Here is a 25,873-nt window from a genome sequence, read left to right on the forward strand (position 1 = left end):
TCACCTCTACCTCATCACTTTTTCCTTATCCAAAGACCTTTTGTACTTTCCTGATCGCCGCCACCAGTGCGTCGACCTCTTCCATCGTGTTGTAGAACGCGAACGACGCGCGGCACGTCGCGGGCACCTTGAAGCGCTGCATCACGGGCTGCGCGCAATGGTGACCGGTGCGGATCGCCACCCCTTCCTCGTTGAGCAGCGTACCGACGTCGTGCGGGTGCACGCCGTCCACCGCGAACGAGAGCACCGCGGCCTTGCGCTCGGCGGTGCCGATGATGCGGATACCCGGCGTCGCGTTCACTTCGCGCGTCGCGTAGTCGAGGAGATCGGTCTCGTGCGCGGCGATGGTGTCGATGCCGACACCGGTCAGGTAATCGATCGCGGCGCCGAGGGTGATCGCGGCGGCGATCGGCGGCGTGCCCGCCTCGAACTTGTGGGGGATGGTGTTGTAGGTCGTCTTCTCGAAGGTGACGTTCAGGATCATGTCCCCGCCGCCCTTGAACGGCTGCATCTTCTCCAGCAGCTCGCGCTTACCGTAGAGGATGCCGATCCCGGTCGGGCCGCACACCTTGTGGCCCGAGAACGCGTAGAAATCGCAATCGAGATCCTGCACGTCGACGCGCAGGTGCGGCGCGGCCTGCGCGCCGTCCACGAGCACCGGTACGCCGTGCGAGTGCGCGATGGCGATCATCTCCTTGACCGGGTTGATCGTGCCGAGCGCGTTCGAGACGTGGGTCACGCCGACGAATTTGGTGTTGGCGTTGAAGAGCTTTTTGTACGCCTCGATGTCGAGCTGGCCCGCGTCGTCGATCGGTACGACGCGGATCGAAGCACCCTTCTCCTCGGCGACCATCTGCCACGGCACGATGTTCGAGTGGTGCTCGAGCGTCGTCAGGATGATCTCGTCGCGCGCGCGGAAGAACTTGCGACCGTAGCCGTGCGCGACGAGGTTGATGCCGTCGGTCGTGCCGCTGGTGAAGATCACCGCATGCTCGTCCGGCGCGTTGATGAAGCGCTGTGCCTTGCGCCGCGCTTCCTCGTATTCCGCCGTCGCTTTTTCGGACAGGTAATGCACCGCGCGGTGGATGTTCGCGTGCTCGCTCGTCTCGTATCGAACCCAGCGGTCGATCACCGGCTGCGGCATCTGGCTCGAAGCCGCGTTGTCCAGGAAGACGAGCGGCTTGCCGTTCACCGTGAGGTCGAGGATCGGGAAGTCCTTGCGGATCGCCGCGATGTCGAGAGCGAGTGCAGGATCTCTTGCAGTCATATCGTTCCTTACGCCGCCGCGCCCGTTTGCGCCATCACGAGCTTCTCCAGCCGCTGCACCAGCGAAGGCACGGGAATGCGCTCGATCACCGAAGCGCCGAACGCATAGGTGAGGAGGTTGCGCGCCGCCTGCTCGGGCAGGCCGCGGCTCCTGAGATAGAAAAGCTGGTCGGCGTCGAGCTGGCCGACCGTCGCGCCGTGCGCGCATTTCACGTCGTCGGCGAAGATCTCGAGCTGCGGCTTGGTGTCGACGGTGGCTTTGTCCGAGAGCAGCAGGTTGCGGCTCTCCTGCGCCGAATCGGTCTGCTGCGCGCCCGCCCTGACGCAGATCTTGCCGTTGAACACGGCATGCGCGGCACCGCCGACGATCGTCTTGTGGAGCTGCACGCTGCGGCAGTTCGGGTGCGCGTGGTCGAGCGTCGTGTGGGTATCCGCGAGCTGCCGCGTGCCGATCAGCGCGAGGCCGTCGACCTGCGCGAAACCGCCTTCGCCGCCGAGGTGCACGCCGAGCTCGTAGCGCGAGAGCCGCGCGCCGACGCTGATCGTCTGCGAGGTGTACGACGCGTCGCGCGCGAGCTTCACCGCGCATGCGGCGATATGGAACGCCTTGGCGCCTTCGAGCTGGAGCTTAACGTGCCGCAGATTCGCGTTCGGCGCGACGACGACTTCGGTGACGCTGTTGTTGAAGTACGCATCCGCCGTCAGCGCCTGGTATTCCTCGATCACCGTGCACTGTGCGCCGCGCTCCGCGACGATCGCGCAGCGCGGGTAGGCGGCGGTGCCGGCTTCGGTCGCGAGGTGCAGGACGTGGACCGGCTTGTCGCACGCCGCGTCCTTGCCGATCTGCACCACCGCCGCTTCCTTGAGGTGCGCGGTGTTCAGGGCGACGAAGACGTTGCGCTCGAAATCGGCGTGCCTCGCGAGGTGGGGCTCGAGCGCGACCCCGCGCTTGAGCGCTTCGGCGAGCGCGGCGACGACCACACCGGTGCAGCCGTCGGTATGCGAGAGCGCCGGCGCGTAGACCCCGTCGACGAACACGAGGCGGGCGCCGGCTTCGGGGACGACATAGCTCGCGATCGCATCCGCGGTCAGCGCAGCGCGGCCGCCCGGCGCTTTCCACGTCAGGCGCGTCAGCGGAGCGAGGTCGGTGAAGCGCCACTCCTCTTCGCGCGTGGTCGGCACCGCGAGCGCGTTGGCGCGCTCGAGCGCGGCGCCGCGGCGGTCGTTGAGCCACGCTTCCGGGGCGCGCGGGAGGTCCCGCGTGCCGGAAAGCAGCGAGTCGATGTACGGATGGACGGCGGTGGTCATGCGGTCGCGGCGGCCTTGTACTCTTCGACTACCCAGTCATAACCCTTGTTTTCAAGCTCCAGCGCGAGCTCCTTGCCGCCGGTCTTGATGATGCGGCCGCCCTGCATCACGTGCACGTAATCGGGCACGATGTAGTTGAGCAGGCGCTGATAGTGCGTCACCAGCACGAACGCGTTGTCGGGACGCTGCAGGCTGTTCACGCCGTTCGCCACGACGCGCAACGCGTCGATGTCGAGGCCCGAATCGGTCTCGTCGAGGATCGAGAGCCTGGGCTCGAGCACCGCGAGCTGGAGGATCTCGTTGCGCTTCTTCTCCCCGCCCGAAAAACCTTCGTTCACGCTGCGATCGAGGAACGAGCGATCCATTTCGAGGAGCTTGATCTTCTCGCGCACGAAGTCGTCGAACTCGAGCGGGTCGAGCTCGTCCTTGCCGCGCGCAGCCTGAACGGTGTTGTACGAGAGCCGCAGGAAAGCGCTGTTGGTGACGCCGGGAATCTCGACGGGGTACTGGAATCCGAGAAAGATGCCCGCCCGAGCGCGGTCCTCGGGCTCCATCGTCAGCAGGTCCTGACCGAGAAACTGCACCGTGCCGCCGGTCACTTCATAGGACGGATGGCCCGCGAGCACTTTCGCGAACGTGCTCTTGCCCGAGCCGTTCGGCCCCATGATCGCGTGGATCTCGCCCTCGCGGATCGCGAGGTCGATGCCCTTGAGAATCGGTACGCCCGCGACGTTCGCGGTGAGCCCGCGCACCTCGAGGACGATCTTGCCTTGTTCGTTTTTCATCCCACACTGCCTTCGAGCTTGAGCCCGAGGAGCTTCGTCGCCTCGACGGCGAACTCCATCGGGAGCTGCTGGAACACGTCCTTGCAGAATCCGTTGATGATCATCGACACCGCTTCCTCGGTGCCGATGCCGCGGCTGCGGAAATAGAAGAGCTGGTCCTCGCCGATCTTCGAAGTCGTCGCCTCGTGCTCGACTTTCGCGGTCGGGTTGTTCACCTCGATGTACGGGAAGGTATTGGCCGAGCACTTCTGGCCGATCAGCATCGAGTCGCACTGCGAGTAGTTGCGCGCGCCGGCCGCCCTGGCGCCGATCTTCACGAGACCGCGGTAGCTGTTGTTCGAGCGCCCGGCGGAAATGCCCTTGCTGACGATCGTGCTGCGGGTGTTCTTCCCGAGGTGGATCATCTTGGTGCCGGTGTCGGCCTGCTGCATGTGGTTGGTCAGCGCCACCGAATAGAATTCGCCGATGGAGTTGTCGCCGAGCAGCACGCACGAGGGGTACTTCCAGGTGATCGCCGAGCCGGTCTCGACCTGGGTCCACGAGATCTTGGACGCAACACCCTTGCACAGCCCGCGCTTGGTCACGAAGTTGTAGATCCCGCCCTTGCCGTTCTCGTCGCCGGCGTACCAGTTCTGCACCGTCGAATACTTGATGTCGGCGCGATCGAGCGCGACCAGCTCGACCACCGCCGCATGCAGCTGGTTGGTGTCGAACTTGGGCGCGGTGCAGCCTTCGAGATACGAGACGCTCGCGTCTTCTTCCGCGATGATGAGCGTGCGCTCGAACTGACCCGATTCCTCGGTGTTGATGCGAAAGTAGGTCGAGAGCTCCATCGGGCACTTCACCCCTTTCGGGATGAAGACGAACGATCCGTCGGTGAACACCGCGGAATTCAGAGCGGCGTAATAGTTGTCGCCGGTCGGGACGACGCTGCCCATGTACTTCTGCACGAGCTCGGGATGGTTCTGCACCGCTTCCGAGATCGAGCAGAAGATGATGCCGACCCTGGCGAGCTTCTCTTTGTAGGTCGTCGCGACCGACACCGAGTCGAAGATGACGTCGACCGCGACGCCGGCGAGCGCCGCGCGCTCGTTCATCGGCACGCCGAGCTTCTCGAAGGTGCGCAGGAGCTCGGGATCGACCTCATCCATGCTCTTCTTTTTCGCAGCCTTGGGGGCGGAGTAATAGTGGATGTCCTGGAAGTCGATCTTCGGATAATGCACGTTCGGCCAGCGCGGCTCTTCCATCGTGAGCCAGTGGCGATAGGCCTTGAGCCGGAAGTCGAGCAGCCACTCCGGCTCGTTCTTCTTCGAAGAGATGAGCCGGATGATGTCCTCGTTGAGCCCCTTGGGCGCGGTCTCGGACTCGATCTCCGTGCGGAAACCGTGCTCGTAAGGCTTGTTGACCAGTTGATCGAGTACGCTGCTCACGCCTTTTCCTTCACGCTGAAGCTCTCGCCGCAACCGCACATCGCGTCGACGTTCGGATTCTCGAACTTGAACGCCTGCTTGAGCCCTTCCTTGACGAAGTCGAGCGTGGAGCCGTTCAGGAAGTCGAGGCTCTTGCTGTCGACCACGACCCTGGTGCCGTGCGATTCGAACGTCGCGTCGCCCTCGCGGACCTCGTCCGCGTAGTCGTAGGTGTACGCGAAGCCCGAGCAGCCGACCTTCTTCACGCCCACGCGCAGGCCCAGCCCTTTGCCGCGCTTGGCGAGCTGCGCCTGGATCTGTTTCGCCGCGCTCTCTGTCAGTCGTATCGTCATGCCGTTGTCCGTCACGTCGTCATTGCGGTGAGACCGCGCAGCCGCTTCGCCAGCGCCTGCACCGTCCGGATGAAACCGTCGATCTCTTCGAGTCCGTTCTGCGCGCCGAGCGAAAGCCGCACCGCGCCGCGCGCGAGCTCGGGGTCGACGCCCATCGCGATCAGCGTCGCCGAGGGCTCGGTGCTCGCGCTCGAGCACGCGGCGCCCGCGGCCACCGCGTAACCGAGCTTGTCGAGCTCCACCACCAGGGTCTCGCCGTCGATGTGCGGGAACGCGAAGTACGTGGTGTTCGCGATCCGATGTTTCGCACGCTCGCCGAAGATCACGGCGCCGGCCTGGTGCAGGCCCTGTTCGAGCTTCGCCTTCAGGCCCACGAACCGTTCCGCGAGCGAGACGAAGCGCTCGCGCGCGATCTCCGCAGCCGCCCCGAAACCCACGATCGCCGGAACGTTCTCGGTACCCGAACGCATGCCTCGCTCGTGCCCGCCGCCCGCGATCAGCGGCCGCAGCTCTATACGCTTGTCGACGACGAGAGCGCCTGCGCCCTTCGGGCCGTAGATCTTGTGCGCCGAAATCGTCATCGCGTGCACGTCGAGCGCGCCGAAGTCGATGTCGATCTTGCCCAGCGCCTGCACCGCGTCGGTGTGCATCCACGCACGCGCATTGCGCGCCAGCGCCGCCACGGCGGCGACGTCCTGGACCACGCCGGTCTCGTTGTTCGCGAGCATCACCGACACGAGCCCGGTGGGCTCTTTCAACGCTTCCGCGACGTCCGCGAGGTCGATCTCGCCGTCGCGGGTCACGGCGAGCTTGCGCACCTTCCACCCCTGGCGCGCGAGCTCCTGCGCCGGTTTGGCGACGCACGGGTGCTCGATCGCGCTGACCGCGATCTGCGAGGGCTTGAGGTAGCCCGCGCCGCCGCGGATGAAGAGGTTGTTCGCTTCGGTACCGCCCGAAGTGAACACGACCTGCGTCGGCTGTACGTTCACGAGCTGAGCCACCTGCTCGCGCGCCCTGTCGACCGCCTTGCGCGCAACCGTTCCGAGCTCGTGCCGGCTCGATGCGTTGCCGTACTGATTCTTCAGGTACGGCAGCATCGCCTCGAGCACGCGCTCGTCGAGCGGCGTCGTCGCGTTGTGGTCGAGGTAGACGTGGGTCATTGCGTCACGGGCGTCTGCGGCTCGTCGGCCGCGACAGGGATGGGCTTCGTACGCATGTCGTGGACCGTGTTGACGCCGGCGTCTTTCGTGCGCTGGTCTTCGACGAGCTTGCCGAGCGTCACCGACTCGAGATAGGCAAAGATCCGCTTGTTCAACTCCGCCCACAGGTCGTGGGTCAGACACTTCTGCTCGTCACGGCAGTTCTCCTTGCCGCCGCACTGCGTGGCGTCGATCGGCTCGTCGACCGCGAGGATGATCTCGGCAACCGAGATCCCGCCCATATCGCGTGCGAGGCGGTAACCGCCGCCCGGCCCCCGCACGCTGTCGACGAGCGAGCGCCGCCGCAGCTTGCCGAAGAGCTGCTCCAGATAGGAGAGAGAAATCTTCTGACGCGAGCTGATCTCGGCCAGCGTGACCGGACCACCCCCCTGCCTCAGCGCGAGATCGACCATCGCGGTCACCGCGAACCTACCCTTGGTCGTCAGCCTCATGGCTCACCTCACTAAAAATCCGGTGAATCAGCGATTTACATCCGCTGCTTGCGTTTTTCAGCGGGGCGCGACCGCCGCCGTCCGCCGATGTGCGGCGATGCAGTTCCGCCGCCGCCTGATTTGGTCACAAATAACATACCGTTTTAGTCGACTATACGCTTATCCGACTGTTTCAGTCAACAATTCGGTTCAGGTGCTCGGGGTCGAAATGCGCGCTCTTTTCGTCCCCCAGTTTCACGCCCAGACGCCTGAGCTCCGCCAGGATGTGCTCGATGCGCTTGTCGGTGTCGGAGCTGTGATCGATCAGCTCGTGCAGCGCCTGCGCGAGCGGATCGTTGGCGTCGCGCACCACCCCGTATGCCGCGAACCGGCCGTTGTCGTGCGACTCGACGATGCGCGCCGGGATGCCGATCGCGGTGGCCCCGGCCGGCACCGGCTTCACCACCACCGCGTTGGAGCCCACCTTCGCACCGTCGCCGACCACGATGGGCCCGAGGATTTTGGCGCCCGCGCCGACGACCACGCCGTTGCCCAGCGTCGGATGGCGTTTGCCGGGGTTCCACGACGTGCCGCCGAGCGTAACTCCGTGGTACAGGGTGCAATCGTCGCCGATCTCCGCGGTCTGGCCGATGACGACCCCCATTCCGTGATCGATGAAAAAGCGCCGGCCGATCGTGGCGCCGGGATGGATCTCGATGCCCGTGAGCCACCGCCCGATGTGCGAAACGAAGCGCGCCAGCCACTTGAAGCCGCCGCGCCAGAGCCTGTGACCGAGGCGGTGGAAGAGCATCGCGTGGAAGCCCGGGTAGCACGTCACCACCTCCCAGGCGTTGCGGGCGGCGGGATCGCGCTCGAAGACCACGGCGATTTCTTCTTTGAGTCGGGCGAACATGACGTCGGCCGCGAATGAAAGCCGACTATTTTAATCAACTATCAAAGGTAGGGCAAAAAAGCGTGAACGGGTGAACGGGTAGAAACCGGAGGCGATGCCTCGGACAATCCCCTCCCCCTCAGGGGGAGGGTTAGGGTGGCCCTTATCGCTTTTTCGGCTTCGACATCGCCGTCAGGATCCCGCGCAGGATATTGACCTCCACGGGCTCGAGCTCCGCCCGGGCGAAGAGCCGCCGCAGCTTGGGCATGAGCTTCTTGGGCTGCTCGGGATTGAGGAAGCCGGTCTCACCCATGGCGTGCTCGAGATGCGCGTAGAAGCCCTCGACCTGCTCGTGCGTCGCGCGCTCCGGCACGGGCTCGGCCGGCGCGGGACCGAGCGCCGCGATCCGCAGCTCGTACGCGAAGACCTGCACCGCTGCGCCGAGATTCAGCGACGAATACTCCGGGTTGGCCGGTATCGACGCGACCACGTTGCATTTGTTGACGTCCTCGGTCGTGAGCCCGGACGTCTCGTTGCCGAAGACGAGCGCGACCGGTTGCGTCCCCGCGATCTCGATCGCGCGCGCCGCCGCCTCGCGTGCGTACATCGCGCTGACGGCGACGTCGCGGGGGCGCGCAGTGCACGCGATCGCAAAAGCGCATTCCTGCAACGCCGCGTCCAGGGTCGTTTCCACCTTCGCGCTATCGAGCACGTCCGCAGCGCGCGACGCGCGCCACACCGCTTCCGGATCGGGATAGCGCTGCGGGTTCACCAGATGCAGGCGAGACAATCCCATGGTCTTCATCGCGCGCGCGGCGGCGCCGATGTTGCCGGGATGACTCGTCTCGCACAGGACGATGCGGACGTTTGAAAGTGCAGGATTCAGCATCAGGACTCAGGATTCAGCTAAAACAGGTCCGAACCACTACAATACGCGCCTTCCCGGCAGTGCCGCTTTCGCTGAATCCCGAATCCTGATAGCTGAATCCTGAATCCATGCATCCGATGCTCAACACCGCGGTGAAAGCCGCACGCCGCGCGGGCAACATCATCAGCCGCGCGACTCGCAATCTCGACATCGTGGCGGTGCGGGAAAAGGCGGTGAACGATTTCGTTTCGGAAGTGGACCGCGAGGCCGAGCACGCGATCATCCAGACGCTGCACGAGGCGTATCCGGGGCACGCGATTCTAGCAGAGGAGAGCGGTGCGTCCGGCGCTTCGGAGTACCGCTGGATCATCGATCCGCTCGACGGCACCACCAACTTCCTGCACGGCTTTCCGCACTACGCGGTGTCGATCGCGCTCGAGCACCGCGGCCAGATCACGCAGGCCTGCATCTACGATCCCTCGCGCAACGACCTCTTCACCGCGAGCCGCGGCCGCGGTGCGTTTCTCAACGAGACGCGCATCCGCGTGAGCAAGCGCCCTCAGCTGCGCTCGTCGGTCATCGGCACCGGCTTCCCGTTCCGCGAGATGGTGCACCTCGAGCCGTATATCGCGATGCTGCGCGATGCGATGAAAGGCACGGCCGGCGTGCGTCGCGCGGGCTCGGCGACGCTCGATCTCGCTTACGTCGCGGCGGGCAGGCTCGACGCGTTCTGGGAAATCGGTTTAGCAAAGTGGGACATGGCCGCCGGATCGCTCCTCATCACCGAAGCCGGCGGCCTCGTCGGCGACCTCGAAGGCAACGAAGGCTGGCTCGAATCGGGCTACATCGTCGCCGGCACCCCGAAAGTCTTCGCCGAGTTCCTGCAGCTCATCGCGCCGCACCTCACGCCTGCGCTGAAAAGCCGCCGCCCGACGGCCTAGCGCTCGTCCAGTTTCAGCGCGAGCTTCGGGTCGAGCTTTTCCAGCGTTCGGCGGGCTTCGAGCGCGTCGCGATCCTTGCCGAGCCGCGTGTAGGCCCGCGCCAGCCCGAACCACGCGAGCGCGAGCTTCGGATCCATCGACACCGCCTGCCGATACGCCGCTGCCGCGTCGTCATAGCGGCGAATGTCGCTGTAGCTCTCGCCCAATAGATACGGCGTCGAGGGCGAGTCGCGCACCGCGAGCATCGCGCGCTCGAGCACGACCACCGCGCGCTGCGGATCGCCCGACGAGCGATACGCCTGCGCGAGGTTGTTCCATGCCATGCCGCTGTCGGGCTCCATCCTGACCGCTTCGCTGTACGCCGCGATGGCGCCGCGATGGTCGCCCGCCTGCGTCAAGGCGTAGCCTTTGACGATCCACCATTCGGTGGTGAACGAGTCTTTCTTGATGTTCTCGTCGGCGAAGCGCGCGAGCTCGTCCCAGCGGCCCGCGGTGTCGAGCTCGGCGATGCGTCGGCGGTTCTCGGAGCTCACGCGCTGCGTGTTGCCGACCAGCGTCGACGCGGCGCTCGTCGGCATGAGGCTCGCGACGAGCGCCTGCTGCGGCGTGCACGCGGCGAGCGCCGCCGCGACGACGGCGGCGGGCAGGAGCCGCTTCACTCGAGCTTGATCCCGGCCGCGCGGATCACTTTGGTCCAGCGCGCGTATTCGTCGGCGATGAGCTTGCCGAACGCGTCGGGTGTGCTCGTCTCCGGATCGATCCCCTGCTGGATGAAACGCTCCTTGATATCCGGCGCCTGCATCACGCGCACGATCTCGCGATTCAGACGTGCGACGATCTCGCGCGGCGTCGCCGCGGGTGCGACGACGCCGTACCAGATCAACACCTGCGCATCGGCCAGCCCCGCTTCGGCGATCGTCGGCACCTCGGGCAACCCGGCTATGCGGCTCTTGCCGGTCGTCGCGATCAATCGCACGCGGCCGGCTTTGGCCAGCGGAACGACGGGGGGCACGCCGGTGTAGACGATGCTCACGCGGCCGCTCACCAGATCGGTGAGCGCTTCGGCGTTGCCCTTGTAGGGCACGTGCACGATGTCGGTCCTGGTCAGCATCTTCACGAGCTCGCCGGTGAGGTGCGGGCTCGTGCCGACCCCGGGCGACCCGAAGTTGAGCTTGCCGGGATTCTTCTTCGCGAGGTCGATCAGCTCTTTCACGTTGCGCGCCGGCACCGAAGGATGCACCGCGATGACGACCGGGCCGGTCGCGAGCAGCGTCACCGGCGCGAAGTCGCGCACCGGATCGAACGGCGACCTGGGGTACAGCGCGGGATTCATCGCGAGCGGTCCGAGCGCGCCGATGGCGGTGACGTGACCGTCGGGCGCCGACTTCGCGACCGCATCGAGCCCGACCGCGCCGCCCGCGCCCGGACGATTCTCCACGATCACCGGGTGAGCCAGCGCTTCGGAGAGCCTGGGCGCGATGAGACGGCCGATGATGTCGATCGTGCTGCCCGGCGCGAATGGCGCGACGATGCGCACCGGCTTCGAGGGGTACTGCGTCTGCGCGGACGCCGCCGCGGCGAACACGATGCCGAGAACCGCTGTACCTGCCTTCATCAGCGGCGGTCCGACCAGAACGGCTGGTTGCTCTGGAACACGCGCTTCGGGATAGCGCCGTAGATCATGCCCACGTGGTTGACCGCTTCGGCGACGCTGAAGTGCGTCGCGACGCTCGCGAGCGAATACGCATCGCCGTCCGACAGGTTGCGCTGCTCGCGCAGGAATTTCGCCGACTCCTGGACCGCTTCGCGCAGCGCGACGTTCAGATCCACGTCCATGCCCATCACGTAATAGTTCTGCGAGTCCTCGGCGCGCGGCCACTTCATGCCTTTGCCCGCGCCCTTGTGCACGATGAACTGCAGCACCGGCGAGAGCGACGCCTCGATCGCGGTGCCGTTCACCTCGCCGTCGCCCTGCACCGCGTGCGAGTCCCCGGTGTAGAACATCGCGCCCGGCTGGAACACCGGCAGGTACAGGCTCGCCCCCGTAGTGAGCTTGTGGAAATCCATGTTGCCGCCGTAGATGCCGGGCGGCCGCGTCGACGGCAGCGTGCCCGCCGGCGGCGTCACCGCCATGATGCCCATGAACGGCGACAGCGGGATCTCGATGCCGGGCGCGAACAGCGCGACCTTGCGGTCGAGATCGAACTTGATGATCTTGGGATACGGTTTCGCGTGCAGCCCGGGCAGCACACCCGAGCCCTTGTTGCTGTTGTTGACGCCGTAGGGGGTGCGGAAGTCGATGTGCATCACCCGCACTTCGAGCATGTCGCCGGGCTCCGCGCCCTCGACGTGGATCGGCCCGGTGAGGACGTGCGCGCTGCCTCCCTTCGTGCGCAGCGGACCGACCTTGTAGTACACGTCCATCGCGTCCTTCAGAACCTGCGCCGGCTGTATGCCGCCGGCACCGAAGAAGGTGACCGGATCGACGCCTTGCGCCATGCCCTGGTGCGACAGCGTGTCGATCTTCACCGTCTGCCCCGACTTGATCGTGAGCACCGGATTGCGGCCGGGCGGTATGTAGCCCCACACGACGGTCGACGGCGTCGAAGCGAGATGCGCGTCGACGGTATAGGGAACGGGCGAGGTCGATACGCAACCGCCAAGGGCGGCGAGCGTGAGACACACGAGCGCGATGCGCGCGAGCACCATGGTTCTTCCCCCTTTTGAAGTTTTGCCGCGGAAAAAGTGTAGCACCCGCGGCGCGACGCTCGGGGAACGCTCAGTGAGCCTCGGCGATTTCGGGGTTCGCAAGCTCGACGCGGTTGCGCCCCGCCCGCTTGGCGCGATAGAGCGCGCGATCGGCGCGCGCGACCACGCCCGTGACGTCTTCGCCGAGATACGGGTCCACCGCGGCGACGCCGGCGCTGACGCTCACGTCGATCGGCGCTGCGCTGGTTCGTACCGGCTCGCCGCAGATCGCTGCGCGGATGCGCTCGGCGACGCTGCGCGCTCCGCTCGCGTCGCAGCCGGGCAGGATGAGCGCGAACTCCTCTCCGCCGTGCCGGCCGAGATCGTCGTAGCCCCGCAGCTGCGCGTGCATGCGGCGGCCCACTTCCCGCAGCACCTCGTCGCCGACGGCGTGGCCGTAGGCGTCGTTGATCGCCTTGAAGCGATCGACGTCGATGACCGCGACCGACAGCGGGCGGCCGTCCCGCTGCGAGAGCGCGAGCTCGTGGCGCAGCCGGTCGAGCACGCCCCGGCGGTTGAGCAGCCCGGTCAGGTCGTCGGTGATCGCATGCGCGCGAAGCTCGTCCTGGGCGGCGAGCAGGCGCTCGGCCGCACGCACGCGAACGCGCAGCTCCCGCAGATCGAACGGTTTACGCAGAAAATCGTCGGCGCCGGACTCCATCGCCTCGACGAGGTCGTCCATGAGATCGCGGGCGGTGAGCATGAGGACGTACTGATACCGCCGCTTCGCGCCGTGCCGGAGGCGACGGCAGATTTCCACGCCGCTCAACGCCGGCATCATCCAGTCGAGGATGACGAGATCCGGCGCGTCCACGCCGTCGAGGACGGCCCAGGCCTCGCGGCCGTCCGCGGCCTCGACGGGGTCGTGCCCCAGGTATTGCAGCAATCCCCGCAACTTCCGCCGTGTCACGGGATCGTCGTCAGCGACGAGTACTTTCATGGCAGCGCATGCTCTTTGTTGTTGTTCATGCGAACGCGCTTCGAGCGCGACAAGGCTGTAACGGTCGGTTGGACGGAAATCTTGAATGTTCATATTCTTCCGCATGGCAACATAGGAGACGCGGATTGCACACAGCCATCAAATGGACTCTGATCGGTACAGGCTCGGCGGTCGCCGTCGTCGCGGCCGTGGTCGGCTACGTCGCCGCGACGTTCGATCCCAACGAGCATAAGGGCGACATCGTCAAGGCAATCCGCGACAAGACCGGACGCACGCTCGTACTCAAGGGCGATCTCGGCCTGTCGCTATTCCCGTCGCTCGGCATGAAGCTCGGCGAGGCTGCGCTGTCGGAGCCGCGCAGCGAGCGCGAGTTCGCGCGCGTCGCGAGCGCCGTCGTATCGGTGAAGCTGATGCCGCTGCTGTCGAAAGAGGTGGTCGCCGACGCGATCGAAGTGAAAGGTCTGCGCGCGACGATCGTGCGTTCGAAAGCGGGTAAGCTCAACGTCGACGACCTCGCCGGCGGGGAGTCCGCGAAACCCGAAGAGAAGTCGGCGCCGCTCAAGGTCGACATCGCGCGCGTCGCCGTCTCCGATGCCGACGTCACTTATGCCGACGAAAGCGCGGGCACGCGCTATCGGCTCTCCAGGCTCGATCTCAAGACCGGGCGCATCGCGAACGGCGTGCCGACGCCGGTCGACTTCTCCGCGACGATCGCGTCCGAGAAAGACCGGACGCAGCTCGATACCAAGCTCAAGACCAAGCTCACGTTCGACCTGGAGCGCAAGCTCTACCGGCTCGAAGGACTCGACCTGTCCGCGCAGGGCAACTACGCCGGCATCACCGACCTGAAGGCGCGCGTCAAAGGCGACGTCGAAGCACGCATGGCGAGCGGCGAGTACGCCGCGAAGGACCTCGCGGTCACCGTGACCGGCAAACGCGCGGGCGGCGACCTCGACGTCAAGCTCGACGCGCCGAAGCTCGAGCTCACGCGCGAGAAAGTGGATGGCGGCAAGGTGGTGCTCGAAGCGCGCACCAGCGCCGCCGACAGCAAGCTCACGGCGAAGATCACCGCGGGCGGCGTGCGCGGCGCGTTCAGCGCGATCGCCGCCGGTCCGCTCGACGTCGACCTCGAATCACAGACCGCAGGGCGCACGGTCAAGGCGAAGCTCGCCGGCGCGCTCACCGCGAGCCTGGACAGGAAGACCGCCGCGCTCGACTTCTCGGGCAAGGTGGACGAGTCCAGCGTGAAAGGCAAGGCGGCGGTCACCGCGTTCTCCCCGCTCGCGCTCACGTTCGATCTCGACGCCGACCAGCTCGACGTCGATCGCATCCTCGGCAAGACGCCGAGCGGCAAGACCGCCGACGCGAAAGCGGCGAAACCCGCGGCGGCTCCCAGGGACGACAAGGTCGATCTTTCCGCGCTGAAGGACGTCAACGCGCACGGCACGCTCAAGATCGGCAAGCTCACGCTGCTCAACCTCAAAACCTCGCAGGTACGCGCCGACATCAAGGTCGCGGGCGGACGCCTCGACGTCGCCCCGATGTCGGCGCAGCTCTACGAGGGCGCGCTCAACGGCTCGCTTTCGGCGCAGGCCGCCGAGCACGCGGTGTTCGCCGTCAAGCAGACCTTGAGCAACGTCTCGGTCGGGCCGCTGTTACGCGACGCGGCGCAGGTCGATACGCTGGAAGGCAAAGGCACGGTCAGCGCGGATCGCACCACGCGCGGCGCGAGCGTCGATGCGCTCAAGAAAGCGCTGAACGGCACTGTCGCGGTCAAGCTCGCCGACGGCTCGGTCAAGGGCGCCGACATCGCGGGGACGATCCGCAACGCGCGCAACAAGCTCGATCAGCTCCGCGGCCAGGCGGTACAGTCGTCGAGCAAGACCGAGAAGACCGACTTCAGCGAGCTCACCGCGACGTTCAACGTGAAGAACGGCGTGGCGCACAACGACGATCTCTCGCTCAAGTCGCCGCTGCTGCGCGTCGGCGGCGCGGGCGACATCGACATCGGCAACGACCGCCTGAACTACGTGCTCAAAGCGACGCTCGTCGCGACGTCCAAAGGCCAGGGCGGACGCGAAGTGTCGGACCTGTCCGGCCTCACCGTGCCGGTCAAGCTCACCGGTGCGCTCGACGCGCCGCAGTGGTCCATCGATTTCGCCGGCATGGTGGCCGACCTCGCCAGGAAACAACTCAAGGACGAAGTGCTGAAGCGTGCCACCGGCGGGCAATCCGGCAGCGGCAATGTCAGGGACTCGGTCAAGGAAAGGCTGAAAGGCATCTTCGGGCGGTGAAGCGGGCCGGACCGCGTCGCGTAAAATCAGTGCTTCACCCGCGCTTCCCTGCCGATGCAACAAAGATCAGAACCCACTCTCGCCGCCCACACGCCGATGATGCAGCAGTATCTGCGCATCAAGGCGCAGCATCCGGACATGCTGGTCTTCTACCGGATGGGCGATTTCTACGAGCTCTTCTTCGACGACGCCGAGCGCGCGGCGAGGCTGCTCGACATCACGCTGACGCAGCGCGGCGCCTCGGCGGGCGAGCCCATCAAGATGGCGGGCGTGCCGTATCACGCGGTCGAGCAGTATCTCGCGCGGCTGGTGAAGCTGGGCGAGTCGGTCGCGATCTGCGAGCAGATCGGCGATCCGGCGACGTCGAAAGGTCCGGTCGAGCGCAAGGTGACGCGCATCGTCACGCCGGGCACGCTCACCGATTCGGCGCTGCTCGAAGACAAGCGCGACAACGTGCTGCTCGCGCTGCATCGCAATCGCAGCGTCGTCGGCCTCGCGTGGCTGTCGCTCGCATCCGGACGCTTCTCGATCATGGAGACCGCGCCGGGGAATCTCGCGAACGAGCTCGAAAGGCTCGCACCGTCGGAAGTGCTCGTCGCCGACGACGCCGCGTGGCCCGATCTCAACGGGCATTCGGCGATAAAAAAACTCGCGCCGTGGCAGTTCGACGGCGACGCGGGCCGCCGCACGCTGTGCAAGCAGTTCGGGACGCTCGACCTGTCGGGCTTCGGCGCGAACGAGCACGCCGTCGCGATCGCGGCCGCGGGCGCCCTCCTCGATTACGCCAAGTCGACGCAGGGCACCTCGATCGCGCACGTCACGGCGCTTAACGTAGAGCACGCCAGCGCGTACGTGCGCATGGACCCGGCGACGCGCCGTAACCTCGAGATCTCCGAGACGATCCGCGGCGAGCCTTCGCCCACGCTCTTTTCATTGCTCGACACCTGCGCGACGAGCATGGGCAGCCGCCGTCTGCGTCACGTGCTCCACCATCCGCTGCGCGACCGCGACGAGCTTCGCGCGCGGCAGAGCGTCGTCGGCGCGCTGCTCGCGGCAGGACTGCAGCCGCGCGTGCAGACGATCCTGCGCAGCTTCGTCGACGTCGAGCGCATCACCGCGCGCGTCGCGCTCAAGTCGGCGCGGCCGCGCGATCTCTCGGGCCTGTGCGCGACGTTGAAGCGCGTGCCCGAAGTCGACGAGGTGCTGGCAAACGCCGCGGGCGACAGGATCGCCGAGCTCGCACGCGCGCTCGAAGGCTTCGAGCCGGTCGCCGAGGTGCTCGGCTGCGCCATCAAGGAAGAGCCCTCCGCGGTGCTGCGCGAAGGCGGCGTCATCGCCGACGGATACGACGCCGACCTCGACGAGCTGCGCGGCATCCAGACCAACTGCGGCCAGTTCCTCCTCGACCTCGAAGCGCGCGAGCGCGCCCGCAGCGGCATCGCCAACCTCAAGGTGGAATACAACCGCGTGCACGGCTTCTACATCGAAGTCTCGCGCGCGAACAGCGAGAAGGTGCCGGACGACTACCGCCGCCGCCAGACGCTCAAGAACGCCGAGCGCTACATCACGCCCGAGCTCAAGACCTTCGAGGACAAGGCGCTGTCCGCGCAGGAGCGCGCGCTCGCGCGCGAGAAGCTCCTGTACGACAAGCTCCTCGACGACCTCGCGCCGCACGTGCCGGCGCTGACGCGCATCGCCAATGCGCTCGCCGACCTCGATGCGCTCGCGACCTTCGCCGAGCGCGCCAATGCGCTCGACTGGAGCGCGCCCGAGTTCGTCGACGAGCCGCTGATCGAGATCGTCGGCGGCCGCCATCCGGTCGTCGAAGCGCAGGTCGACACCTTCATCGCCAACGACGCCCGGCTGAGTCCGGCGCGCCAGATGCTGCTCGTCACCGGTCCCAACATGGGCGGCAAGTCGACTTACATGCGCCAGGCCGCGCTCATCGCGCTGCTCGCGAGCTGCGGCTCGTACGTGCCCGCGAAACGCGTGCGGCTCGGACCGATCGACCAGATCTTCACGCGCATCGGGGCGGCCGACGACCTCGCGGGCGGGCGCTCGACCTTCATGGTGGAGATGACCGAGGCCGCGTACATCCTCCACCACGCCGGTCCCGAGAGCCTGGTGCTCATGGACGAGATCGGGCGCGGCACGTCGACTTACGACGGGCTCGCGCTGGCGTGGGCGATCGCGCGCCATCTCGTCGAGAAGTGCCGCTGCCACACTCTCTTCGCGACGCACTACTTCGAGCTCACCGCGCTCGCGCTCGAGTTCAAGCAGGTGGCGAACGTGCACCTCGACGCGGTCGAGCACAAAGACAGAATTGTCTTTCTGCACGCGGTCGAGGAAGGTCCCGCCGACCGCAGCTACGGCCTGCAGGTCGCGCAGCTCGCCGGAGTGCCCGGCACGGTGATCCGCGCCGCGCGACGCCGCCTCGCCGAGCTCGAGGAGCAGGCGCTGTCGCGCGGGCCGCAGCGCGACCTCTTCGCGACCGGCGCGCCCGCCGAAGAAGCGCCCGCCGCGGAGCATGCCGCGCTGCAGATGCTGCGCGGCTTCGATCCCGACGCGATGAGCCCGCGCGACGCGCTCGACGCGCTCTACCGCCTCAAGCAGAAACTCGACGAATGACGCGGTTGCTCGCGCGCGCTGCCGCGCTGGCGGCGTCGGCGCTGTTGTGCCCGACGCTCTTCGCCGCACAACTGGCATTCGGCGCTTTCGGCGACATCCCGTACAACCGCGACGAAGAGCCGGCGCTGCCCGCGATCATCGCGGAGATGAATCGCGAGAAGCTCGCCTTCGCGATCCACGTCGGCGACTTCAAGGACGCGCGCACCGAGTGCTCGGACCGGCTTTTCCTCGAGCGCCTCGAGACCTTCGGTCTTTCGCATCACCCGTTCTTCTACACGCCCGGCGACAACGAGTGGGTCGATTGCCGTCGTGCGCGCTGGGCGCCGCGCGATCCGCTCGAGCGGCTCGCCCGGCTGCGAGAGCTGTTCTTCGCGAGCGATTCGAGCCTCGGGCAACGCGCGCTGCCCGCGCAGCGCCAGGCCGCGCGCGGTTATCCCGAGAACATGCGCTGGATCGCGGGCGACGTGGTGTGCGCGACGCTCAACATTCCCGGGCCGGACAACCATCGGTCCGCGATGCCGGCGGAATCGAAGCGCCGCACGCCCGCGGTGCTCGACTGGATGCGCGAGGCGTTTCGCACCGCACGCGAGCGCAAAGCGCCGGCGGTCGTCCTCGCGACGCAGGCCGATCTGTTCAGCGGCAGCAGCGCTTACGCGGAAATTCTCCAGACGCTCGCCGACGAATCCCGCCGTTACGCGGGCGAAGTGCTGATCTTGCACGGCGACACGCACGTCTATCGCTTCGACAAACCGCTCGTCGACGCGAAGACCGGCGCGGCGGTCGCAAACGTCAGCCGCGTGGAAGTGCCCGGCAGCCCGTTCGTGAACTGGGTCTACGTCACCGTGACGGTCGAGGACGGACGGGCGAGGTTCGGGGCGATACCGGGCAGCGATATCGCGACGCGCAACCGCTAGGACCCGTCATCCCCGCGTAGGCGGGGATCCATTTTCCAACGTCAAAATGGATTCCCGATCATTTCGCGCGAGCGCGCGGTCGGGAATGACGATGCTCGTCAGTGGTGGTGGTGTCCGCCGGGCCCGTGCACGTGGCCGTGCGACATCTCTTCGTCGCTCGCCTGGCGCACGTCGGTGATGGTGCACTCGAAGTGCAGGGTCTGGCCGGCGAGCGGGTGGTTGCCGTCGACGACGACCTTGCCTTCCGCGACGTCGGTGACGGTGTAGACGAGGGTCTCGCCGGACTCATTCGCCTGACCTTCGAACTGCATGCCGATCTGCACGTTGTCAGGGAATTTGTCGCGGGGCTCGACGTGCACGAGATCGGCATCGTAATCGCCGAAGCCGTCGTCGGGCGTCAGCCGCACGCGGCACGTCTCGCCGACGTCCTTGCCTTCGAGCGCTTTTTCCACTGCGGGAAACATGTTGCCGTAACCGCCGTGCAGGTATTCGACCGCTTCTTCGGTCTCTTCGATCATTTGTCCGTCGCTTCCGAAGAGCTGGTACTTCAGCGATACGACGGTGTTCTTGGCTATTTGCATTTACCTAGGCCTTTGACGAGGTTGAGCACTTCTTCAGCGTGACCTCGCGGTGAAACGCCATACAGTGCGTGTTTGAGCAGTCCTTCGCGATCGATGATGAACGTCGAGCGCACGATACCGGTCCGCTTGCGACCTTCGATCTCCTTCTCCTGCAGCACGCCGTAACGCTGGCAGACTTCGCCGTCCGGGTCCGACAGGAGTTGCACGCAAAGACCGTGCTTGTCGCGGAAAGCCCCGTGCGCCAGGCAGTCGTCGCGGCTCACGCCGAGCACGACCGTCGACAGGCGCGTGAAGTCGTCTTCGAGCTCGGAGAAATCGATCGCTTCCATCGTGCAGCCGGGCGTGTCGTCGCGCAGATAGAAATAGAGAACGACGTTGCGCCGACCCTTGAACTCGCCGAGGCTCACGATGTTCAGGTCCGCGTCGGGCAGATCGAACGAAGGCGCGACCTGTCCGGGTTCCAGTGTGATTCGATGCTCCCCTCGCACCAGCTCCACGCGGAAACTCCCTGAAAACGTAAGCGGATTGTGTGAACAAACCCGGCGCGGGTCAAGAAGCGTTCGGCAGGTCGGACCACACCCATCGCTATAATCCTTTTACATGAAATCAGGATTTCTCGCCGGTCTCGGCCCGCGCGAGTTCATGCGGCGACACTGGCAGAAACAACCGCTGCTCGCTCGCGGTGCGCTGCCGCGCTACGCGACGCGCGATCGCATCACCCGAGAAGACCTCTACACGCTCGCGGCGCGCGACGACATCGAATCCCGGATCGTCGCGAGACGCGGCGCGCAGTGGAGCGTGCGCCACGGCCCGTTCACCCGGCAGCAGCTGGTCCGCATGCCGCGGCGAAACTGGACGCTGCTCGTCCAGGGCGTGGACCAGAAGCTTCCGCAAGCGGCAGGCCTGCTTCGCGAGTTTGCGTTCCTCCCGCACGCGCGGCTCGACGATGTCATGGTGAGCTATGCGGCGCCCGGCGGCGGCGTGGGTCCGCACTTCGACAGCTACGACGTCTTTCTCGTACAGGGCAGCGGCGAGCGGCGCTGGCGCATCGGCAGCCAGGCCGACCTCGAGCTCGTGCCCGATCTGCCGTTGAAGATACTCGAGCGCTTCGAGCCCGAGCAGGAATGGGCCGTGCAGCCGGGCGACCTTCTTTACCTGCCGCCGCAATACGCGCACGACGGCGTCGCGGTCGACGAGTGCATCACCTATTCGGTCGGCTTCAGGGCGCCCGCGGCCGACGAGCTCGCGAGCGCTTTTCTCGATTTCCTGCAGGACCGGCTCGACGTCGAAGGCCGCTACGCCGACCCCGGCGTGACGCCCACACGCGAGCCCGGACGGCTGCCGCAGCGCATGGTCGACTACGCTGCGCGGATTACCGATCGGCTGCGCTGGTCGCGCGCGGACGTCGAGCGCTTCGTCGGCGCGTACCTGACAGAGCCCAAGAACAACGTGGTCTTCGAGCCGCCGCAGCGGCCGCTGAAACCCGAGGCGTTCGCGAAGCGCGCCCAGGCGCGCGGCGTGAGGCTCGCCGCCGCGACGCGGATGCTGGTGTCGAACGGCGATGCCTACATCAACGGCGAACGTCACGTGCCGGCCAGGCGCGACATCGGACGGATCGCAACGCTGGCCGACGCCCGCGAGCTGCCGCCGGGTTTCGGCGGCGCCTCCGGCGTCACGTCGCTGCTTTACCGCTGGTATGCGGCCGGCTACATTGAGCTTGCACCATGAGCCCGATCCCGACTTTCACCGTGCCGCCGTCCGGCCTGCCCCACGCCGAGTACGCGCGTTTCGAGAGCATGCGCCAGTTCGAAGCCATGCTCGACGAGCTCATTGCGCAAACGCAGCGCATCATCCGAGTGTTCGACCGCTCCTTGAGCGCCGTCTGGAACACGACCGCGCGCTGCGATCTCGTGCGCGATTTCCTGCGCGCCGATCCGCTGAACCGCCTGTATCTCGTGGTCCACCAGGCGGAAGGGCTGGACCGCGTCTGCCCGCGCTTCATGGCCGTCCTGCAGCGCTACGGCCACGTGGCCAGGCTGCGGCAGACGCCGCGGGCCGCGCGCCACCTCTACGACCCTTTCGTCGTATTCGACGGCAGCCATTACCTGCACCGCTTCCACTACGACCACATGCGATATGCACGCGGCATGAACGACGTGGACGGCGCCCGCGAGCTGGTCGACCGCTACACCGAGCTGTGGGAGGTTTCCAAGCCGGTGTCGACCGGCGGACCCGTCGGGCTTTAGCGACGCTTTGCGCGGTTTTCCCGAGACCTATTCGAGACTAAACACCGGCGGCGCATGCTGGTAAAATGTTCATGACGATCGCGTAGGTCGCTCACGGACGGCATGCAGTGCAGCCGTCCGTTTTCGCTCCAACCCGTGTGATGTTTTCCTAGAGGACAAAAACATGAATCGCTCGCTCCTTATCGCCGCCATGATCGCGGTCGGCCTCGCAGCCTGCAGCAAGAAAGAAGAGAAGACCGTGACCACCCCGCCGCCGGCCTCCACGCCGTCGACGAGCTCCAGCAGCACCACCACCACCCCGTCGCCGACGCCCGCCCCGGGCGCCGACGCCTCGAGCAGCTCCAGCAGCAGCACCGGCGCGAGCAGCACCGCCCCCGCCGCCGGCGCCTCGTCGAGCTCGAGCACGCCCGCTGCGTCGCCCACGACGCCGAGCTCGCCCAGCGAGTCGAAGCCGGAAGAGAAGAAGTAAGCGACGCACGAAGCAGAAAAAACCGGCCTTCGGGCCGGTTTTTTTTCGTGCGTCGTCGCGAGGAGCGATAGCGACGTGGCGATCCGTGGCGCACGGAGCGGACGCTCCGGGATTGCTTCGGCCCTGCCGGGCCTCGCAATGACGCCGACGGATTATCTTAAGTAATGGCGCGCCAGGCGAAACCGTCCGCCTGAGTGGCGATGCCGATCCACGCCGCTTCGCAGTTGAGCGCCGCCGCCATCGCCGAGCGCGCGAGGTCGGGCGTGTTGTTCTGCGCCGAGAGGTGGGCCGCGACGAAGTGCTGTAGCCGGCGGCAGTCGATGCCGCGAACGATGCGCGCCGCCGTGTCGTTGTCGAGGTGCCCGAGGCGACCGGAGATGCGGCGCTTCAGGCTCGGCGGATAAGGCCCGTTCATCAGAAGATCGAGATCGTGGTTGCACTCGAGCACCAGCGCCTCGATGCCCGACAGCATGCGTTCGATGTGCGGCGTCGACGCACCGGCGTCGGTGAGCAGCCCCAGGCGGCTGTCCCCGTCGCTGAAGACGAACTGCGAAGGTTCGCGCGCGTCGTGCGGCACGGGGTACGGGTGGATCTCGAGATCGCCGATCGCGAACGGAAAATGGCTGTCGATCAGCGTGAGCTGCGGGATCATCGCGCCCTGCGCCCCTATCGCATTGAGCGTGCCGTACGTGAGATAGACCGGGATCTCGTAGCGCCGCGCGAGCCTTGCCGCGCCGCCCGCGTGGTCGTCGTGCTCGTGAGTGATGAGGATGGCGGCGAGGTCGGGCGGCGCGAGACCGAGCTTTGCCAGGCGCCGCTCGGTCTCCGCGACGTTGAACCCGCAGTCGACCAGGATGCGGGTCGTTCCCGCTTCGACGATGAGGCCGTTACCTTCGCTGCCGCTGCCTATCGATGCGAAGCGGATCAAGCGCTCGTCACTTCAGTTGATCGTAGAGCAGCGTCAGAATGCGGTTCGCGGTCGCCGAGCGCTCCGCCGCGCCGTCCTTGTTGAGGACGTTCACTTGCGCGCGCTCGCCTTCGTCCTTCACCAGCACGCGATACTGCTCGGCCTTGCTCTTGTCGTTGCTGCTGCCCCAGAACTTGAAGCGCGAGAAGAAGCCTTTGTCGCTGGCGCTCTTGTTGTCGACCTCGGGATCGATGTAGCGCACGAAATACAGCCCCTTGGAACGGTCGCGGTCTTCGACGGTGAAGCCGACGCGGTCGAGCGCCAGGCCGACGCGACGCCACGCGCGGTCGAACTGCTCGTTGAGCGCGAGCGAGCCGGCGCCGTCGCGCGACTTGTTGAGCACCGCGCGCGGCGCCTGCGGCGCCGCGGACGACGCGATCGCGGTCTTCGCGCGCTCTTCCTGCACGCCCAGGCGGACCATCATCCGGCGCAGCATCTCCGCTTCGAGCTCCGGGCTCGGCGGGCGCGGCTGCCATTTGGTATCGCCGCCCTGGCTGGTACCGGACGCGAGCCCGGTGTAGACCTCTTCCATGCCGCGATGGCTGATGTAGATCTCGGTGGTGCCGGGCTGCGTGCCGCGCTCGAGCCGCGTGCGGAACTTGTCGCGCTCGCTCGTCGAATAGACCGCGTCGAGGAGCTTGCCGAGCGTGTTGCGGACGAAGCCGTCGGGGATCTTCGCGCGGTTCTCGGCCCAGTCGGTCTCCATCACGCCCGCCTCGGGCATCTCGACGTTGACGATGAAGCCGATCTCCTGCCAGAAATCCTTGACCGCGGGCCAGAGCTTCTCGGGATCGCCCTTGACGACGAGCCAGCGTTGCGTGCCCGCGCGCTCGACACGCGCACTGTCCTGCACCGGCAGCACCGCGCCCGAACCGGGCTCGGCGACGCGGCCTTCGCGGCCGCGCTGGTACTCCGAGAAGGTCGCGGCGCCGCGCGAGTCGGGGATGGCGAAACGGTCGTCCGCGGCGGGACGGGTGAGGTCCGGCGGCACGTCGAGCGGCGGCAGCTTGCCCGCGCTCTTGTACTCGATCTTCTTGGTCGGTATTTCGAGGTTGAAGCCGCTGCACGCAGCCAGCGCCAGACACGCGGCGATGCACACGCTCACGCGCGTCCACAATTTACTCATATTCTCTCCAGTCGCGCGCGAGCATGTCAGGCGAGTCCCGCCTGCCGCATCGCTTCGCGAACTCGTTCGTGCAAACCGCTCGCAAGTTTTGTCAACGGCAGCCGGATGCCGCCGCCGATGAGGCCGAGCTGCTGAACCGCCCACTTCACGGGGATAGGGTTCGCCTCGCAGAAAAGGTCGCGGTGCAGCGCGAGCAACTTGTTGTTGACCTCGCGCGCGCGCGACACGTTCCCTTCGATCGCCGCGACGCACAGCTCGTGCATGAGCTTCGGCGCCACGTTGGCGGTGACCGAGATCACGCCGTCGCCGCCGAGCAGCATCAGCGCGAGCGCGGTGCCGTCGTCACCGCTGTAAACCGCGAAGTCCTCGGGTTTCCTGCGCAAAAGCTCGGCGCCGCGCTGCATGTCGGCGGTCGCGTCCTTGATGCCGACGATGTTCGGGATCTCGGCGAGGCGCAGCACGGTGTCGTTCTGCATGTCTGCGACCGTGCGGCCGGGTACGTTGTACAGGATGTGCGGCATGTCGACCGCTTCGGCGATCGCGCGGAAATGCCGATACAGCCCTTCCTGCGACGGCTTGTTGTAGTACGGGACGACGGTGAGGCTCATCTCGGCGCCCGCTTTCCTGGCATGCTCGGCGAGCTCGATCGCTTCCTTCGTCGAGTTGCCGCCGGTGCCGGCGACGATCGGGATGCGCTTCGCGGCGTGCTTGACCGCGAAGTCGATGACCTGGCGGTGCTCTTCGAAGTCGACCGTCGGCGATTCGCCCGTCGTGCCGACGACGACGATGCCGTCGGTGCCTTCGGCGATGTGCCAGTCGATGAGCCGCCTGAAGGCGTCGAGGTCGAGCGCACCGTCGTCGCGCATCGGGGTGACGATGGCGACCAGACTGCCCTTGAGCTTGGCCATACTTCTTCCTGACAAAACAGTGATCTGGCGCGCGAAATGCGACGGCCGGGTTAACGCGCGATTGTATCCCAAGAGGCCGGGGCGACGGCACAGATGCGCTGCACCAGGGCCGGTTTGGGATGCTCGACCAGGACGTCCTCGTAGCCCGCCACGCGCAGCTTCCCGCGCACGATCTCCAGCAATTCCCCCTCGCGCAGCAGGAAATCCGGGTTGGAGGGCTTGCCGTAGCGCTCGTTGCCGGCGGCGAAGGTCTCGTAGAGGAGGACGCCGCCCGGTGCGAGCGCCGCCAGCAGGTTCGGAAAAAGCGGCCGGTGCAGGTAGTTGGCCACGATCACCGCGGCGTAGCGCCTGCCGGCGTACGGCCAGGGGCCGTTCTCGATGTCGGCGCACACCGCGCTCACCCCCGGCACCGACCTCAGCGCCTCGATCGCCGCGGCGTCGCGGTCGACCGCGTCGACCGCGCGTCCCCGCGCGGCCAGCCACCGGGCGTGCCGGCCGCGGCCGCACGCGACGTCGAGCACCGGGCCGTCGGGAATCAGCGATTCCCAGCGCAGCATCCAAGGCGCAGGGTCGGGATTGTCGTGGGGCATGTGTGATACT

26 protein-coding genes are annotated in these 25,873 nt (G+C 66.7%); 7 read left to right on the forward strand and 19 right to left on the reverse strand.

Going from position 1 to position 25,873, the window contains the following annotated elements; all coding sequences use genetic code 11:
• Nucleotides 1–25 precede the first annotated feature (25 nt).
• From VHP37_03935 to VHP37_03975, 9 genes are all read right to left on the reverse strand, one after another.
• Nucleotides 26–1,267 carry a cysteine desulfurase gene (locus VHP37_03935; protein ID HEX2825470.1) on the reverse strand — a complete coding sequence of 414 codons (1,242 nt, stop codon included), beginning with the start codon at nucleotides 1,265–1,267 and terminating at the stop codon, nucleotides 26–28.
• Between the two features lie 8 nt (nucleotides 1,268–1,275).
• Nucleotides 1,276–2,574: a Fe-S cluster assembly protein SufD gene (gene sufD, locus VHP37_03940; GenBank protein HEX2825471.1), complete on the reverse strand. Its 1,299-nt coding sequence runs from the start codon at nucleotides 2,572–2,574 to the stop codon at nucleotides 1,276–1,278.
• Nucleotides 2,571–3,359, reverse strand: a complete 789-nt coding sequence (gene sufC, locus VHP37_03945) for a Fe-S cluster assembly ATPase SufC (protein HEX2825472.1) — start codon at nucleotides 3,357–3,359, stop codon at nucleotides 2,571–2,573. The genes sufD and sufC overlap by 4 nt, the downstream gene beginning before the upstream one ends.
• On the reverse strand, nucleotides 3,356–4,789 hold the full coding sequence (gene sufB, locus VHP37_03950; GenBank protein HEX2825473.1) for a Fe-S cluster assembly protein SufB: 1,434 nt from the start codon (nucleotides 4,787–4,789) through the stop codon (nucleotides 3,356–3,358). Before sufB ends, sufC begins: the two co-directional genes overlap by 4 nt.
• Nucleotides 4,786–5,121, reverse strand: a complete 336-nt coding sequence (locus VHP37_03955; protein HEX2825474.1) for an iron-sulfur cluster assembly accessory protein — start codon at nucleotides 5,119–5,121, stop codon at nucleotides 4,786–4,788. Before VHP37_03955 ends, sufB begins: the two co-directional genes overlap by 4 nt.
• 11 nt (nucleotides 5,122–5,132) lie before the next feature.
• Nucleotides 5,133–6,281 carry a cysteine desulfurase family protein gene (locus VHP37_03960; GenBank protein ID HEX2825475.1) on the reverse strand — a complete coding sequence of 383 codons (1,149 nt, stop codon included), beginning with the start codon at nucleotides 6,279–6,281 and terminating at the stop codon, nucleotides 5,133–5,135.
• Nucleotides 6,278–6,772 carry a Fe-S cluster assembly transcriptional regulator IscR gene (iscR, locus tag VHP37_03965; protein ID HEX2825476.1) on the reverse strand — a complete coding sequence of 165 codons (495 nt, stop codon included), beginning with the start codon at nucleotides 6,770–6,772 and terminating at the stop codon, nucleotides 6,278–6,280. The genes VHP37_03960 and iscR overlap by 4 nt, the downstream gene beginning before the upstream one ends.
• A 172-nt stretch (nucleotides 6,773–6,944) precedes the next feature.
• Nucleotides 6,945–7,664, reverse strand: coding sequence for a serine O-acetyltransferase (gene cysE, locus VHP37_03970; GenBank protein ID HEX2825477.1), 720 nt, complete (start codon nucleotides 7,662–7,664; stop codon nucleotides 6,945–6,947).
• A 142-nt stretch (nucleotides 7,665–7,806) separates the two neighbouring features.
• Nucleotides 7,807–8,532, reverse strand: a complete 726-nt coding sequence (locus VHP37_03975) for an RNA methyltransferase (protein ID HEX2825478.1) — start codon at nucleotides 8,530–8,532, stop codon at nucleotides 7,807–7,809.
• A 107-nt stretch (nucleotides 8,533–8,639) separates the two neighbouring features.
• On the opposite strand from VHP37_03975, the gene VHP37_03980 reads away from it, so the two are divergent.
• Nucleotides 8,640–9,452 (forward strand): inositol monophosphatase family protein, encoded by an 813-nt coding sequence (locus VHP37_03980; GenBank protein ID HEX2825479.1) that lies wholly within the window; start codon nucleotides 8,640–8,642, stop codon nucleotides 9,450–9,452.
• On the opposite strand, the gene VHP37_03985 is transcribed toward VHP37_03980, so the two are convergent.
• The 4 genes from VHP37_03985 to VHP37_04000 all read right to left on the reverse strand — a co-directional run bounded on the left by VHP37_03985 (nucleotide 9,449) and on the right by VHP37_04000 (nucleotide 13,140).
• Nucleotides 9,449–10,111 (reverse strand): tetratricopeptide repeat protein, encoded by a 663-nt coding sequence (locus tag VHP37_03985; protein ID HEX2825480.1) that lies wholly within the window; start codon nucleotides 10,109–10,111, stop codon nucleotides 9,449–9,451. The two genes, VHP37_03980 and VHP37_03985, sit on opposite strands and share 4 nt — an antisense overlap.
• Nucleotides 10,108–11,067 carry a tripartite tricarboxylate transporter substrate binding protein gene (locus VHP37_03990; protein HEX2825481.1) on the reverse strand — a complete coding sequence of 320 codons (960 nt, stop codon included), beginning with the start codon at nucleotides 11,065–11,067 and terminating at the stop codon, nucleotides 10,108–10,110. Before VHP37_03990 ends, VHP37_03985 begins: the two co-directional genes overlap by 4 nt.
• Nucleotides 11,067–12,161, reverse strand: a complete 1,095-nt coding sequence (locus VHP37_03995; GenBank protein HEX2825482.1) for an acetamidase/formamidase family protein — start codon at nucleotides 12,159–12,161, stop codon at nucleotides 11,067–11,069. Before VHP37_03995 ends, VHP37_03990 begins: the two co-directional genes overlap by 1 nt.
• A 70-nt stretch (nucleotides 12,162–12,231) precedes the next feature.
• Nucleotides 12,232–13,140, reverse strand: a complete 909-nt coding sequence (locus VHP37_04000) for a diguanylate cyclase (protein HEX2825483.1) — start codon at nucleotides 13,138–13,140, stop codon at nucleotides 12,232–12,234.
• A 125-nt stretch (nucleotides 13,141–13,265) separates the two neighbouring features.
• On the opposite strand from VHP37_04000, the gene VHP37_04005 reads away from it, so the two are divergent.
• Genes VHP37_04005 through VHP37_04015 form a run of 3 tightly spaced genes read left to right on the forward strand, consistent with a single transcriptional unit; the run spans nucleotide 13,266 to nucleotide 18,976 of the window.
• The gene (locus VHP37_04005) at nucleotides 13,266–15,434 is read left to right on the forward strand and encodes an AsmA family protein (protein ID HEX2825484.1); all 2,169 of its coding nucleotides are present in this window, start codon (nucleotides 13,266–13,268) and stop codon (nucleotides 15,432–15,434) included.
• Between the two features lie 54 nt (nucleotides 15,435–15,488).
• The gene (gene mutS / locus VHP37_04010) at nucleotides 15,489–18,062 is read left to right on the forward strand and encodes a DNA mismatch repair protein MutS (protein HEX2825485.1); all 2,574 of its coding nucleotides are present in this window, start codon (nucleotides 15,489–15,491) and stop codon (nucleotides 18,060–18,062) included.
• Nucleotides 18,059–18,976: a hypothetical protein gene (locus VHP37_04015; GenBank protein ID HEX2825486.1), complete on the forward strand. Its 918-nt coding sequence runs from the start codon at nucleotides 18,059–18,061 to the stop codon at nucleotides 18,974–18,976. Before mutS ends, VHP37_04015 begins: the two co-directional genes overlap by 4 nt.
• Before the next feature lie 98 nt (nucleotides 18,977–19,074).
• Here the strand turns inward: VHP37_04015 and VHP37_04020 are convergent, their stop codons facing one another.
• Entirely contained in the window at nucleotides 19,075–19,557 is a 483-nt protein-coding gene (locus VHP37_04020; GenBank protein HEX2825487.1) for a peptidylprolyl isomerase, read from the reverse strand.
• The gene (locus tag VHP37_04025; GenBank protein HEX2825488.1) at nucleotides 19,548–20,054 is read right to left on the reverse strand and encodes a peroxiredoxin; all 507 of its coding nucleotides are present in this window, start codon (nucleotides 20,052–20,054) and stop codon (nucleotides 19,548–19,550) included. The genes VHP37_04020 and VHP37_04025 overlap by 10 nt, the downstream gene beginning before the upstream one ends.
• Nucleotides 20,055–20,157: 103 nt before the next feature.
• Between VHP37_04025 and VHP37_04030 the strand changes: the two genes are divergently transcribed.
• The 3 genes from VHP37_04030 (at nucleotide 20,158) to VHP37_04040 (ending at nucleotide 22,272) form a co-directional block, all read left to right on the forward strand.
• Entirely contained in the window at nucleotides 20,158–21,285 is a 1,128-nt protein-coding gene (locus VHP37_04030) for a cupin domain-containing protein (GenBank protein HEX2825489.1), read from the forward strand.
• Nucleotides 21,282–21,803, forward strand: a complete 522-nt coding sequence (locus VHP37_04035) for a hypothetical protein (GenBank protein ID HEX2825490.1) — start codon at nucleotides 21,282–21,284, stop codon at nucleotides 21,801–21,803. The genes VHP37_04030 and VHP37_04035 overlap by 4 nt, the downstream gene beginning before the upstream one ends.
• 163 nt (nucleotides 21,804–21,966) lie before the next feature.
• On the forward strand, nucleotides 21,967–22,272 hold the full coding sequence (locus VHP37_04040) for a hypothetical protein (protein ID HEX2825491.1): 306 nt from the start codon (nucleotides 21,967–21,969) through the stop codon (nucleotides 22,270–22,272).
• 157 nt (nucleotides 22,273–22,429) lie between these two features.
• Here VHP37_04040 and VHP37_04045 read toward each other — a convergent pair whose 3' ends face one another.
• The 4 genes from VHP37_04045 to VHP37_04060 are packed head-to-tail and all read right to left on the reverse strand — an operon-like array spanning nucleotide 22,430 to nucleotide 25,863.
• Nucleotides 22,430–23,197, reverse strand: a complete 768-nt coding sequence (locus tag VHP37_04045; GenBank protein HEX2825492.1) for an MBL fold metallo-hydrolase — start codon at nucleotides 23,195–23,197, stop codon at nucleotides 22,430–22,432.
• Between the two features lie 10 nt (nucleotides 23,198–23,207).
• The gene (gene bamC / locus VHP37_04050) at nucleotides 23,208–24,365 is read right to left on the reverse strand and encodes an outer membrane protein assembly factor BamC (GenBank protein HEX2825493.1); all 1,158 of its coding nucleotides are present in this window, start codon (nucleotides 24,363–24,365) and stop codon (nucleotides 23,208–23,210) included.
• A gap of 26 nt (nucleotides 24,366–24,391) precedes the next feature.
• The gene (dapA, locus tag VHP37_04055) at nucleotides 24,392–25,273 is read right to left on the reverse strand and encodes a 4-hydroxy-tetrahydrodipicolinate synthase (protein HEX2825494.1); all 882 of its coding nucleotides are present in this window, start codon (nucleotides 25,271–25,273) and stop codon (nucleotides 24,392–24,394) included.
• Between the two features lie 50 nt (nucleotides 25,274–25,323).
• Entirely contained in the window at nucleotides 25,324–25,863 is a 540-nt protein-coding gene (locus tag VHP37_04060) for a class I SAM-dependent methyltransferase (GenBank protein HEX2825495.1), read from the reverse strand.
• Nucleotides 25,864–25,873: the final 10 nt, after the last annotated feature.

This window comes from Burkholderiales bacterium, from assembly GCA_036262035.1.
Taxonomy (GTDB): domain Bacteria; phylum Pseudomonadota; class Gammaproteobacteria; order Burkholderiales; family SG8-41; genus JAQGMV01.